The 14,616-nt window shown below is 45.5% G+C and carries 9 protein-coding genes and 1 riboswitch; of the genes, 6 read left to right on the top strand and 3 right to left on the bottom strand.

Translation table 11 applies throughout. The features are described 5' to 3' along the window. Positions 1–425 precede the first annotated feature (425 nt). Positions 426–2,222 (top strand): diguanylate cyclase, encoded by a 1,797-nt coding sequence (locus tag ACKU35_RS09815; protein ID WP_319759045.1) that lies wholly within the window; start codon positions 426–428, stop codon positions 2,220–2,222. A gap of 82 nt (positions 2,223–2,304) precedes the next feature. Here the strand turns inward: ACKU35_RS09815 and ACKU35_RS09810 are convergent, their stop codons facing one another. The 3 genes from ACKU35_RS09810 to modA form a co-directional block, all read right to left on the bottom strand. After that, a complete protein-coding gene (locus ACKU35_RS09810) occupies positions 2,305–4,434 on the bottom strand; it encodes a methyl-accepting chemotaxis protein (RefSeq protein ID WP_319759044.1) in 2,130 nt (709 codons plus the stop codon). 176 nt (positions 4,435–4,610) lie between these two features. Further along, positions 4,611–7,229 (bottom strand): ATP-binding protein, encoded by a 2,619-nt coding sequence (locus tag ACKU35_RS09805; RefSeq protein ID WP_319759043.1) that lies wholly within the window; start codon positions 7,227–7,229, stop codon positions 4,611–4,613. Next, positions 7,219–8,010, bottom strand: coding sequence for a molybdate ABC transporter substrate-binding protein (modA, locus tag ACKU35_RS09800; RefSeq protein WP_319759042.1), 792 nt, complete (start codon positions 8,008–8,010; stop codon positions 7,219–7,221). The genes ACKU35_RS09805 and modA overlap by 11 nt, the downstream gene beginning before the upstream one ends. A 143-nt stretch (positions 8,011–8,153) precedes the next feature. On the opposite strand from modA, the gene ACKU35_RS09795 reads away from it, so the two are divergent. The 5 genes from ACKU35_RS09795 to phoU all read left to right on the top strand — a co-directional run bounded on the left by ACKU35_RS09795 (position 8,154) and on the right by phoU (position 14,397). Beyond that, positions 8,154–10,310 (top strand): adenylate/guanylate cyclase domain-containing protein, encoded by a 2,157-nt coding sequence (locus ACKU35_RS09795; protein ID WP_319759041.1) that lies wholly within the window; start codon positions 8,154–8,156, stop codon positions 10,308–10,310. After that, positions 10,300–11,643 (top strand): extracellular solute-binding protein, encoded by a 1,344-nt coding sequence (locus tag ACKU35_RS09790; RefSeq protein WP_319759040.1) that lies wholly within the window; start codon positions 10,300–10,302, stop codon positions 11,641–11,643. Before ACKU35_RS09795 ends, ACKU35_RS09790 begins: the two co-directional genes overlap by 11 nt. 149 nt (positions 11,644–11,792) lie before the next feature. After that, on the top strand, positions 11,793–12,098 hold the full coding sequence (locus tag ACKU35_RS09785) for a YhdT family protein (protein ID WP_319759039.1): 306 nt from the start codon (positions 11,793–11,795) through the stop codon (positions 12,096–12,098). Next, positions 12,095–13,567, top strand: coding sequence for a sodium/pantothenate symporter (gene panF, locus ACKU35_RS09780; protein WP_319759038.1), 1,473 nt, complete (start codon positions 12,095–12,097; stop codon positions 13,565–13,567). The genes ACKU35_RS09785 and panF overlap by 4 nt, the downstream gene beginning before the upstream one ends. 161 nt (positions 13,568–13,728) lie before the next feature. Further along, positions 13,729–14,397 carry a phosphate signaling complex protein PhoU gene (gene phoU / locus ACKU35_RS09775; RefSeq protein ID WP_319759037.1) on the top strand — a complete coding sequence of 223 codons (669 nt, stop codon included), beginning with the start codon at positions 13,729–13,731 and terminating at the stop codon, positions 14,395–14,397. 92 nt (positions 14,398–14,489) lie between these two features. Further along, a riboswitch (TPP riboswitch) is annotated at positions 14,490–14,592 on the top strand. Positions 14,593–14,616 lie beyond the last annotated feature (24 nt).

Below are 14,616 nucleotides of genomic sequence, written 5' to 3'. Positions count from 1 at the left end.
CGACTTTAAATGATACAGAAGATATGCCCCACCCAATAGGAGAGACAAGGAAACCAAAAAACAGGCGATAGATTGAGCAGCTATCCTTAACAGATTATTTTTATACAACATATTTGGCAATTCAGACATCGGCTACCTTTGCAATGAGAATTATTCCGCAGCTGACAACTACACCGCTAATGGATCTTAAAGTTCAACTAACAACATCACCCATCCAGACTATTCACTAGTTAATATTACTAACATCATTTATTATTTAATCAAAGGTTGTATGCAAATTAAATAATCAATTTTTAAATTCACCTATACCTTCATTCATATCCTGATTACCGAACTGCCTTAAAAATACAATTGAAATAAACTTTTAAATTAATTAAAATAAACAATAATAGACATATCGATATTCACAACAGGAGAGTCACACCTTGCTCAACAAAATAATAATTATAATATTCATCTTCCTAATTCAGGTTCCCAATCTTGCCGCGATGGAATTAACCGAAGCTGAACAAAACTGGCTGAACAGTCACCAGAACATCAGATATGCACCCGCCCCTAATTACCCCCCTATTGAATTTTTTGATAAACAAGGCCGCTTTTCGGGAATAACAAGCGATATTCTTCATATTTTGAAAGAAAAATTTAATATTAACTTCAAGATAGTTAAATATGATACATGGGCTGAAGTTGTTGCGGCAACAAAGCAGGGAAATGTCGATGCATGGGGATGCGCCGCCAAGAACAAAGAAAGACTTAAATATATGACCTTTCCGACTCCGTATATTTATTTTCCGTCGGTTCTGATTGTCAGAGAGAATATCAAATCCAACTATACGATAGAGGATCTCGCAGGCAAAAAAGTTGCTGTGGTCAAGAATTATGCGACCCATAAATATATGAAAGAAAACTTTCCCGACTACAATCTTATAGTGGTACCTGACATAGAAACAGGTCTGAGATTTGTTTCTATAGGTTCAGCCGATGTTATGATTGCAACAAACGCGGTGGCTTCATATTTCTCCGAAAAAACGGGAATCAACAACCTGAGAGTTGCGGGAGTTGTAGAGGAAAAAGATCTTGACCTGAATCTCGGCTTCGCGGTGAGATCTGACTGGCCTGAACTGGCCGGTATTCTTCAAAAAGCTATGGACTCGATCAGCGAGGCTCAGAAAAAAGAGATTTTCAGAAAATGGATCAGCCTTAAACCGTCGAAAATGCTTTTGACAAAGACCCAGTTTATTTTACTTGGAACTCTCTGCCTCTTTTTACTTTTCCTGTTCTTTTTCTTTTGGAACATAACATTGAAAAAACAGATTCAGGCCAAAACAAAAGGACTACAAGCAACGAACAAAGAACTCTCAGTTATATTTAATAACACCCCGGTTGGGATTTTATATATTGTAGACAGAAAAATAAAACGTTGTAATCCTGAATTACTAAGGATGACAGGATACCGTATGGAGGAGCTGTTAGGTTCCAATAGCAGAAAAATATTGGTAACGGATGAAGACTATAAGCTTATTGGAGACGCATATGAAAAAGAGATGAAAGACGGTGGTATTTTTACAACAGAGATTCAAATTAAGGACAAAAACAATAACATTTTCTGGTGCCGTATTATCGGTCAGGCAGAGATTCACAGTGGCAGCAAAATAAACAGTATCTGGATGGTAAATGATATTTCCGTGCAAAAAGAACTTGAGTATGCCCTGCGAAAACAGGCCGCTACAGACCCACTGACCGGTATCAATAATAGAAGAAGTTTTTACGAATTAGCCACTAAAGAGATGGAAAGAGGTATTAGAACTAAACAGCCCTTCTCCTTTTTAATGCTCGATATTGATCATTTCAAAAATGTGAATGACACTTATGGTCACAGCGTAGGAGATGACGTTCTCAAGTTCTTCTGCAGAATCACGAATTCTTTAATACGGGATTACGATATATTTGGAAGATTGGGCGGCGAAGAATTCGGCTTGTACATGCCTGCGACTGATCGTGCCGTTTCTTTAAAAGTTGCAGAAAGAATCCGCAGCACAATTGAATCGAGTTCTTTTGAAGTAGATGGCAACACAATACAGTTCAAAGTAAGCATTGGAATAAGTACACATAATGCACGCGAAATCGGAGTATCCTTTGACGAATTAATAACTCAGGCTGATAAAGCATTATATGAGGCAAAAAGAACCGGCAGAAACAAGATAAAAACATTTTCATCATAATATCTGCTCTGCCGGAAGTTTTCAAAATTCATTTAGATGTGCAGGTTAAGCCGTGAATTTTTAGCGTCCACAGCTTAACGCCTTATTCTTCTTTCAGTGCCTTGATGATATTATTCAAGCGCTCAGTCATTTCGGAGAGGGAAACCATCGCTTCGGATGCCTGATCCATGAAGACAACATTCTCAGTTGCAATTTCATCAACCTCGGCAACACTCCGGTTGATCTGCTCAGATGCCGCAGACTGCTCTTCCGATGCAGCGGCAATGGCCTGAACCATTTCAGTGGTGGAATTGATCATCTTGACAATTTCATCAATTGCATCACCGGCCTGACCCGCCAGATCCGTACTGCTTACAACTACTCTCGAGGTCTCTTCCATCCTGCTGATTGAACTGGCAGTGCCGTTTTGAATAGCGTTTATAGCGTCGCCCACTTCATTTGTGGCGGAGACTGTTTTTTCCGCAAGTTTCCGCACTTCATCGGCGACAACAGCAAACCCGCGTCCAGCATCACCTGCTCTTGCCGCTTCAATTGCAGCATTAAGTGCCAGTAGATTGGTCTGATCCGCAATATCGGTGATAACACTCATGATGTGCCCGATAGAGTTCGCCTGTTTACCAAGACTATCCAGCTCCTCACGAAGCTTAACGGTTTCCGTATTCAATTTTTTGGTAGAATTAACAACCTCATTGACAACTCTTCCGCTCTTGGCACCTTCATCCTGAGCTTTCATGGCCATTTCCGCAGCAAGTCCGGCGTTGTTTGCAACCTCAAGGACCGTGGCATTCATCTCTTCCATTGCGGTTGCTGTTTCCGATGCACGGACCCTTTGCGTTTCAGCTCCACTTTTAGAATTTTCAATCTGCGCTGAAAGCTGTGTTGAAGAAGAGCTCACCTGCCCGACAACACCCTCAAGCTCATCAGCAGCTTGAACCATACCTTCCCGCTTGGCGCTTTCCGCACGGCGCATGGCTTCTTCCGCTTTTTCGGTAGCTTTACGGGCCTGGACCGCTTTTTCTTCGGCCTCTTCAGTTTTGATATTAATTTCAGCTATGTTATCACGTAAAGTTGATGCCATGGAATTAAGTGCAGACTGCAACTCTGCGACTTCATCATTACCCTTCGCAGGCAGAGCGATATCAAAATCACCCCTGGTAATTTCTGTTGCAGCTTCGGCGCTTTCCTGCAAAGCTTTTGAAATGCGCGTTGAAAATGCATATGCAATTCCCAAAGCCGCCAAGATGGAAATCAAGGCTACTGCTATATAAATTGAAACAGTTCTGGAAATGGTATTTTCCATCTGGCCTATATAAGTTTCCACAAGCTCAGTTTCCTTTTCGCCAAGCCTGTTAATGCTCTCACGCATGACTGCAAAGGCTTCACCGCTTTTGGCCTGCAATTCAGTTCGTTTAATATTATCCGAAAAGGATTTCGTTGTTAGGCTTACGAATTTTTCACCTTGTGAATTCCAGAGATTATACTGCTTGAGAAATTGCTGTTTCAGCTCGGCTGCACCGTAGCCGAGAAGGTCGGCACCTTTTACGACCCGATCAAGGGTCTGCGCGGAGTTTTCTTTATAGGTCGCGACCTGAGTATTAAGTTCTTCTTGAGTCGAAGCCCGGTCAATCAACAAAATAGCTACATATGCCTGATAAGCATCGCGGTCGGCATTAAGAATGCTGGAAAGAGCCTGCGGACCGATCTGCAATGCCTGCTCACCGGCTATTTCGCCTAGCTTATCAATAACATCACGCATGGCGCTAAATGAACCCATAGCGCTTTTTTTATATTCTTCTCTCTCAGTATTAACAGTCAGGGTTGTTGAAGTAATTTTAAGGGCTGCGCTGTTTCCTTCATCCCATATTTTGAATGTTTTTTTGAAATCAGCGAAATCACCAGCCATGTCGGCAGTAAAATGTTCGGAAGGTCCGTTTATTCTATCCCAAGTCTGCTGTTGATTCTCGTTGTACGTTTCGATATCCGAGTTAATACTCGCTACTTCTTTTGCCATCTCTGCATCGACTACAGCCTGCTGTGCCTGATACGCGTCACGGTCGGCATCAATCATTGTTGCACGATCAAGATGCAAAGAGTTAACCCGATCTATATCCTTTTTTATACCATCAAAGCTGGTAAGCCCTAGCAATGAAATAATGAGCAACGCTACAACAGGCACTCCAACCATGATAAACATTTTAAACTTGATTTTCATTACTCTTAAGCCTCCGCAGCAATAATTTTGGGATTATACTCAAATATCCAGACCCACATTATTACATATGTTAATACAGATAACGAAAAAAATAAAAATTAATTTTTTTTCTTCGCGTAGAACTGATTTATACGGACGCTCCAAAGTCACGGCAAAAAATGTTTATCCGATTACCATCAATCATTCGGCTCACCCTTGCTTTGCGTCAGAACGTATTGCAGTCCTTCCAAAGTCACAGGCGCGGGGACCACGCAATCAGCGCCCATGGGCTCACCATAACCGACCACCGCAATAATCGGCACCCAGTTATCCTCTTTCAAAAAACGCATATCTTCGATTATTTGTGCAAGGGAATCATATGCGAGTTCTCTGCTTATGAGCACAGCGTCAGGCTTAAGCAACGGTAAAGCTCTCATTCCCTTTGCCACGGACTTGCGTACGATCAAGTCACCGCCGCCCCATACGGCGATAACATTCCGCAAATTTTCAATATTTTTACGTACATCATCAATATACAAAATCGAGGGCAATATCTCGTGTTCATCTTCATCTCCGACACATTCAATGCTGCCGGGCACAGAAATAGTAAACGTTGTCCCCTGGCCGACCTGACTGGTAAACTTTATGCTCCCGCCCATAAGCTCAATTAACTGCCGGGAAATCACCAGCCCTATTCCGGCTACCTCAATGTCGGAATCAGCGTCAGCAAAACGGCTGAAAGGCTTGAATAAATCCCCTTGCCTGTCCTCCGGAATCCCTATTCCGGTATCAGAAATAGTAAACAGGACCATATTTCCAAGGGACGCCCCGGTGATATCAAGACTTCCGCCCTTATGATTATACTTTATTCCATTTGAAAACAGGTTGATTAGGACCTGCTTAAATCTGGTCCTGTCCACCATCACGATGGGCAATGACGCGATTTTTTCATCAACGCTGATCGTAATCCCGCTTTCGGCAGCATCATTAGCGACAAATTTGATTGCATCATTTATTAATTCATAAGCACTGACCGCTTCCGGACTGATGGTAAAATCTCCGGATTCAATCATTGAGAAATCAAGAATTTCGTTAATCACCTGCGTCAAGTGCCGTCCCGCAGCTTCGATGTGCTCAGTATGGGACCTCAGCTTATCTGCAAGGGGTTCCTCCGCAGTCTGCAGGAGATCGGAAAATCCGGCAATGGCATTTAGCGGGGTACGCAATTCATGACTCATGCGTGAAAGGAGTTCGGATTTGGCCTTATTGGCAGAGTCAGCAACTTCAAGAGCATTCTTGAGCTGTTCCTCTGCCTCGATGCGATCGGTGATATCTACAAAATTCTCCAGCAAAAGGGTCTCCTGACCTCTTTTGAACGGAACAACGCTTTTCAAAACCAATTTACCATTAGACAACCTGCGCACCGCATGATCAATATCCTGCTCCAGATCAGTAACCGGGCATTTCCCCACTTCTGCTGGGCAGATATATTTATGGCAGACCGCTCCGATGGCTTCAACGCGATTTACACCGATAAGCCTGGCCGCTGCTTCATTCATATCCACTATGGTATGGGTTTCAGCGGAAATAACCACTACCCCGGCCTGCACGCTCTGCAATACCGCGCTGTTATATTCCTGCTGCTCCTGAAGACGTTTTTCCATTTCAATGCGGTCACTGATATCCATAAAAGCTTCAAGAATAACCCGCTCACCGGACAAAGTGACGTAAGTGGCGTTTTTCACGACAGTAATCTCGCGGCCATCGGCAGTCTGAAGACGAACTTCATTCATATAAGTATCTTCGATACCATCCGCGAACGGACACTCTTCTGATACGGATATACAAAAAACATCGGTACAACGCTGCCCAAGAACCATCTCTTCCGACTGCACACCAAACATATTCAAAGCCGCCGGATTGATCCTGACAACCTCCCTGCGCTTATTTATAATAGCCATACCCACGGGGATAGAATCGAGAATGGTTTCAATGGTCAGTTTAGCTTCCTCAAGATTACGGGCCTTGTTTTCTCGATCCTCCAGAATTGATACAATATTAAAAATAATGCGAAAAAAAATGTAGAGGCAAGCCGTAACACTAAAAATTAAAACACCGATTTTTATCTTCTCCAACCTATCGGAAGATTCATCTCTAAGCCTTTTAAGGCGGTTAATTTCAACCTCTGTCTCATTGAAGATCTTACCGGTGGATTCCCTTGCCCTGAGAATTAAAGCATCTATCTGCAGGATACGATAGTTCAGTATGGAATGAATCTTTCCGAGGGTAGGCACATTTTCTCTGCCAAGCAGATCCCGCATCATGTACACGACACTGTTTATAGCCTCTTCAAGTTCAAAGATTTTGGGGTTCAGATCAATGGCTTCCATCACATAGCCGGCCCCTTCGTCCCTGTGGAAATCTATCTGCTCATAAACTTCGTCGACATCATAAAAATTAGCCGGAAAAATATTCGTGAAAGATCCGCCATGCTGCAACACATTCAGAATATTACCCAGCTTATCCAGACTATGGTTTATGTCACCTATGGACAAATCCACTTTACGTAAATCATTGTAATTCACCATACGTTCCACACCAAGCTCAATCATCAGCAGTCGATGCATGATGGCTTTCCCGAGGTCGGAACGAGCCTGCTGGTTACGAATTTCCCGATCATATCGCGCAAAAGTACTGAGTTGAACCCGGTCGACGACAAAATTTACGAAAAAAACCAGAAAAAAAATCATACATAGAAAAAGCACCTTAGCGGTTACCTGTTCCTTAAAAAGTCCCGGTATCTTCTTACTTAACATCATATAATCCGTATTTATTAAAAATAGCCCTACCCTCTTCTCCTGATGCATATTTCATCAATGATTTAGCGATATCAGGATAGCGGGAAAACCTTAGCAGGCCGAGCACAAGCTTCTTTTTACCTGCATATTCTTCAGGAATAGACAAAACGGTTACGCTGTCCCTGTTCTCTGGCCATGTCGACGTAGCATACCAGTTAATCACCAGATCAGCTTCATCATCCTTAAGTAAACGAATGAGATCCTTTGAATCAGTTGTAACCTTATCCACATTACTTGCGACCTTGGAAAAAATGCCTTTCCTGTCCAGAATTTTCTTAGTTTCCCGGCCTATACTTCCACTTTCAGGGTTGCCGATAGCCACCAGTAAATTGCTGTCTGTAAGGCTGTCCAAAGAATCGGGGATTCCTTTAGGATTTCCTTTTTTCACCATCATCGCAGCTTTATTGAATCCCACATGGGCGGTATCCGTAACCAATCCCTCTTCAAAACAGGTTTGTATGTAAGAACTGGAGCCGGGCAGATAAAGATCGCCCAGCATATTAGATTTAATGGAGCGTAAAAGATTACCGGAACCGCCTTTGGTAATGAGAACTTTGCATCCGTATTCCCGCTCAATGACTTTCGCTATCTCAGTCATCGGTTTAATCATGGTGATGCCGCAATATACCAACAACTCTTTTTTCTGTTCGGGTTTCTTTTCACTGCATCCGGGCAAAACAAGTAAGACTGCCAAAACCAGACATAATTTCACAGCCATAGCAATACGCCAGCTCCTCATTATAATTCCTCCATGCAGTTCGGGTTATTATTTAAATATGCCACAGGAGAGCCTGTAATTGAATTAAATATTGAGATTTATTTTAACACGAGTATATCTAAGTTAGATAAAACCAATGATGTCTGCAATTGCGAGCATACTCTATGAAAAAGAACATACCACTATATTTAAACATCTTAACCGTATTTACAATTCTTATGTGCACAATCGCACTTTGCATAATAGCATATGGCTACATCCAGAATTCACGCATTGCTATTTTTTCGGCACAACAGTTGGTTAAGCAGACCGGGGCAGCTATAGGTGAACGAACCCAAAGCATTTTCGACAGTGCATTTATGACAGTCAACACCTATGTCGGCTTCAATGAGATTGAAGAGAAACCTTCCCTGCATTCCCATCCAATGAGTAATGCTTTCTTCAAGTGCCTTCAGGAACACAATGATTTCACATCAATTTTCATCGGCTTTGCGGATGGTGACTTTTTCCTGATTTCCTCCCTGCGAAACCGGGAAAAAATGAAAAAAGAAAAAAACATCCCCGCAAATGCTGCATGGTATACTCAGACTCTCGGGCATCTTCCCAGCGGAAGAAGATATGAACTTACCAGATATATGGACAAAGGGTTCGTGACAGTCGGCTCGAATTCAGACAGCAACCCGAGCTACGATCCTAGAATCCGCGAATGGTACCGCAGCGCAAAAATTACCGACAAGGCCGTACTGAGCGACATATATATGTTCGCTCTTTCCGGCGAACCGGGGCTGACAGTATCACGCAGGTTCGACGGCCCAGTGCCCGGAGTAATCGGGGTGGATATCTCGCTGGCCAATCTTTCTATATTCATGAAAAAAGAGCTGGTCGGCAAAAATTCCGAAATCATGATTTTTGAAAAATCAGGTGATCTCTACGGTTACCACGACATGGAAAAGATGCGCAGCAGCATATACTCAAAAGCCAACAGTAAGTTGGACCGCCCTAAAGTTACCGGACTTAAAAACCCGGTCCTTGATTCACTGGTTTTAAATCAGCAAAAACACCCCGGGAAGACCATACATATCCAGCAACTGAATGTTGACGGAGAAAAATATATATCGCTGGTCGACCCTCTCCCCTCAGAATATGGGAAAAAACTCTTTGTCGCTATCACAGTCCCGGAAGCTTTCTTCACAAAGCCAATTGCAGAAATAGGAACAAGGGCCCTGTTCGTCTCACTGGGAATTCTGATCCTTTTTCTTCCACTCATTCATCTGGTTGCCAGAAAATTGAGCAAACCGCTGATTGAACTTACCCGCAGCGTAGATAACATCCGCCAATTCAAATTAAACAAAAAGGTGGATATTAAATCAAGAATTGTTGAAGTCCGTGATCTTTCCGAAGCAACTGAAACCATGCGCAGTACACTTAATTCTTTCGGAAAATATATTCCCCGTCCGCTGGTGCAATCCATGCTTGTAAACAACATTGTTCCCAGACTGGGAGGCGAAAGAAAAAAACTGACCTTCCTGTTCAGTGACATAAAGGATTTCACCTCCATTTCTGAAACAATGCCCCCGGAGAAACTGACTGAAACCATCACCGGCTATCTTAAATGCATGAGCCGTGTAATCCTGGATAACAACGGCACCATCGACAAATACATCGGTGATGCTATCATGGCTTTCTGGAACGCCCCGGTCGATGACAGGCAGCATGCCCGTAACGGATGCCTTGCCGCTCTGAGCTTCCGCGACGCCCTGACAAAATTCAATGCGAACTGCCGGGCGCATAACGAACCGGAAATGCTGACCCGCCTGGGACTTCATACCGGGGAAGCGGTTGTAGGCAATATAGGATCATCGGACCGCATGTCCTATACGGCAATCGGGGCAGCGGTAAACCTTGCATCCCGCCTGGAAGGACTGAACAAACATCTCGGTACCGACATACTGGTCAGTGAATCCACCAAGCTTCTGGCCGGGGATAGATTCATGTTCCGCTTTGCCGGAAGAGTTATGCCCAAGGGAACCGCTCATAGCTGCGGTGTCTATGAACTTCTTGGAACCTGCCCTGACAGCACAGAAGAATATGCCCGTTTTGCGGTCAGACCGCAGGATAAAACCAAGGTCCTGCAATGGGAAAAAGCATTGGAAGCCTTACTGGCACGCGACTTCAACCAAGCGGAAAAGCTCCTCATTAATCACCTCGATACCAACGGCCCCGACCGGTTGGCTGACTATTACCTGAAATTAACCCGTGAGTTTCTGGCCCATCCTCCGAAAAAGGACTGGCAGGGGGAGATCAGATTCAATGTTAAATAAAATTTGCAGCTTACTGCTGATCACAATGATCTGCCTGATGCTCAGTAACGTCGCGCAGGCCAGAACATCCATCTCCCTTTGGACCACGGAAGTAGCACCTGACAGACAGGCCGTAATAGAATATCTGGTCCGAGCTTTCCGGATAAGCAACCGCTACATTAATGTTACCGTCCGGGGAGTGGAAGAAAACAGGATAGCGAAGGAACTCGCTGCCGCGCGTGCGAACGGAGACTCACCGGATATCATAACCTGCTCCTCCGATCTAGTTGTGGCTTTCAACAAAAAAGGATGGATGAACAGCCGCACCACCCGCAAAGTTCTTGAACATGTAGGCAGGAAGAACTTCTTCGCCGGTCCTCTGAACAAATTCCGGACGGGTGATAAATACTGCGGTCTGCCGTTCAACGGCTGGATACAGGGCATCTGGTACCGTAAGGACTGGTTTGCCGACAAAAAACTAGCCGCGCCGGACAGCTGGGAAAATATCCTTAAGGCAGCCCGCGTTCTTCATGATCCGCTAAACGGACGGTACGGGATTCTTATCGGAACCCGCGGTGATTCGTATGCCGAGCAGATTTTTACGCATCTGGCCCTTTCCGCCGGAGTTTCAGAATTCAATAAAAAGGGAAAAGTTGTATTTGATTCAGCTCAGACGGTCGATGCTCTTGAATTTTACAAAGAGCTTTCCCGCTACACCCCGCCGGGACCGCAATGGTGGCGAGGCCGTGATTTCTACATGCAGGGCAGGCTGGCCATGATGTTCTATTCATCTTTCATAATGGACGATCTAGCCATCCCGGAAATAGCCCAGGATTCACTGGGGACAGACAATTTCAAGGAACTCAACGGCGCCGATTACGATTACATGCTACTCAAAAACACGGGAATGATTTCAAGTATCCGCGGGACTGAGAATGCAGCCTACGGTGTGATCCATGCCCTTGGATTACTAAAAACAGGAAACGATAAAAAACAGGCGGCAGCTGTGCGTTTAGCAGAATTTCTGTATCAGGATGATGCCTATATAACATGGCTTCATATGGTTCCCGGAGGCATGCTGCCCATGCTGAAACACATCACTTCCGATCCGTCATTCTATCGTGACGCTCAGGGAGTTTTCCAAAAATATTCTCGCAAAAGAATAGGGGAGATAGTCTCCGGATTTGATAACATTAAAAGCTTCAGTCTGGTAAATGGAGAAATCATCCCGCAGGCGGCCCAAGCGTCAGAGCAGAAAATCATCCCGGAAATGATCTATGAAACCCTGCACAACGGAACCACGCCCGCTCAAGCTGTGCATAAAGCGGCAGCCAAGATGGAAAAGATAAAATAGCAATATGGATCGTACCACAAAAAAACTTGCTTTTATCGCAGGCATCAGGCACTCAAGCCGCGGCGTCGGTCATAAGCAGTTCACTTAATCCTCAAATCCGAACGCCTGATTCACGCAACCACAAACATCTCATCTTGAGGCCAAGCACCATGGAAAAACAGACCAAGGACTGGCGATTTGCACAGGCGAATAAAGAAGCCCTGTTTACACTGGGGGCATATGCCCTTTACTTTATCTGGTGGTATGTCTGCTCCTACGGCATGGGCAGCGGAGACCCGGAAGAATATGAATACATTTTCGGCCTGCCGGAATGGTTCTTTTACAGCTGCATTGTCGGTTACCCACTCATAACTATCATCCTGTGGGGTCTTGTCCGTTTCAAGTTCAAGCATATGCCCCTCGAGGAAGAATCCGAAGATGAAATAAGCCGTAAAACCGGAGAGGGACAATCATGAGCGATACCATGCTGACCATCATCCCGGTCATTTTTTATCTGGCAATATCCTTCGGCGTAGCTCTCTGGGCGCGTAAAAAATCTGAATCGACAGAATCATCCAAGGGTTTCATTGAAGATTATTTTATAGGCGGAAGATCCATGGGCGGCATGGTGCTGGCTATGACCATCATCGCCAGCTATACCAGTGCAAGCAGTTTTGTCGGCGGCCCCGGAGTAGCCTACAAACTGGGACTTAGCTGGGTGCTGCTGGCCATGATTCAGGTTCCCACCACTTTCCTGACCCTCGGCATACTGGGTAAACGGTTTGCCATCATGGCCCGCAGGACGGATTCTGTAACCATCACTGACTTTCTGCGCGCCAGATACAAAAGCGACGCAGTGGTCATCCTCTGCTCAGTGGCCCTGATCGTATTTTTCATGGCTGCCATGCTGGCTCAGTTCATCGGCGGGGCAAGACTTTTCCAGACTGTGACCGGATACCCTTATGTTGTGGGTCTTGTGCTCTTCGGCATAAGCGTTATCCTTTACACCGCCATCGGCGGATTCAGGGCAGTAGTCTTAACTGACGCCATTCAGGGAATAGTCATGGTCGTGGCTGTAGTGGTCATCCTTCTGGCGGTTATCAATGCGGGAGGCGGCATGGAAAAATGTATCCAGTCACTCAAGGCGATTGATCCCGGACTGATCACACCCACCGGACCGAAGAACGCGGTACCGCAGCCATTCACCCTTTCCTTCTGGGTGCTGGTCGGCATCGGCATTCTGGGACTTCCTCAGACAACCCAGCGCTGCATGGGCTACAAGGACTCCAAAGCCATGCATGATGCCATGATCATCGGCACCCTGCTCATCGGATTTATGATCCTCTGCGCTCACCTAGCAGGAACTCTCGGCCGGGCGATTCTCCCGGAACTCCCGGCGGGCGATCTCGCGATGCCTTCACTCATTGTGGAGCTGCTCTCTCCGGTCTGGGCCGGAATTTTTATTGCCGGACCGCTGGCAGCTATCATGTCTACCGTGGATTCCATGCTTCTGCTGGTTTCCGCAGCGATCATCAAAGACCTCTACATTCACTACCGTCTCAAGGATGACGCATCCAAAATGACTCTGGTCAGCCTGAAAAAAATGAGTCTGATCGTTACAGTGGTGGTCGGCCTGATGGTCTTTATCGCCGCCATAGAGCCGCCGGATCTGCTGGTCTGGATCAATCTTTTCGCATTCGGAGGATTGGAAGCGGCCTTCCTGTGCCCAATTGTCATCGGACTGTACTGGGACAGAGCCAATTCCACAGGCGCGATAGCTTCCATAGTCATCGGCGTCGGGACCTTTATTGTGCTGACCATAATGAAACCAGCCATGGGCGGTATACACGCCATTGTCCCCACCACGGCGGCGTCCCTCAGTGCTTTCGTACTCGGTACTTTTGCAGGTGATTCACGCAGCAGAACCGAACTCAAGGCAGAATAGGTAATAGGTAGACTGACAAAAACATATCTACTCCCCCGAAACAGTTCCGCCACGTTTTCGTAACAAAAACCACGTAAATGATAACGGCGAAGCATGTTTAAAGCTGACGGACACTTAATTATAAAGAGCAGCCGCCCGATCCGGGCGCAGGAGTAGATTATATGGATATGCACCATCCTCTGAAGGTTTACGAAGAGGAACTTTCCGATCTTCAGGCTTTGGTCCTTGAATTAGGCAATCTGGCACTCGAGCAACTGAACAAGGCCCTTGAAACTTTTGAGGAAAACGATCCCGAGAAAGCCGAAGCCATTGTCAAAAGGGATGAAAAGGTAAACGATCTGGAACACGAAGTGGACAAGATGTCCCTTATGATCATCACCAAGATGGAGCCTAAAGCCGCTGATCTGCGCTACGTCCTGACTGCCAGCAAAATTGCCTCCGACCTTGAGCGCATTGCCGACTATGCCAAGAGCATTGCCAAGAAAGGCAAACGGGGCTTTGCAGAAGAACACACCCAGCATCTGGGATACGTGAAACACATGGGACAGGAACTGACCGCCATGCTGGGCACCATCCTTGAAGCCTTCAAGGAACTCAGTGTTGAGAAGGCTCTTGATGTCTGGCACAGCGACAGCAATGTGGACGCGCTGTTCAAAGAAGGCGTAACAGGCATGAGAAATTGCGTGGAAGCCGAAGATCTTGAAGGTAAGGGTTTCATTTCCCTGCTCTTTACCATGCGTTGTCTGGAACGCGTCGGCGACCACATCACCAACATTGCCGAGCATATCTATTTTATTAAATATGCTGAGTATTTTGGCGGCAAAAAATAAGATTTATCCCTCAATTTTTAAGGGCGGAGATACATTTGTATCTCCGCCCTTTTCTTTTTCCCTTTACACTGCCCGACTAATTTCATACTCTCTTCCGCAGCTGGGGGTGCCTTATTTGGCTGAGATGGCGTTTTCGCCTGTCCCTTCGAACCTGATGCGGTTAATCCCGCCGTAGGGAAGCTTACATAGATTCACATTGTTCCATCTATTGTTGTGCTC

The organism is Maridesulfovibrio sp., assembly GCF_963676065.1.
Classification (GTDB): Bacteria; Desulfobacterota; Desulfovibrionia; order Desulfovibrionales; family Desulfovibrionaceae; genus Maridesulfovibrio.
This window is presented reverse-complemented; position numbering and strand designations above follow the sequence as displayed.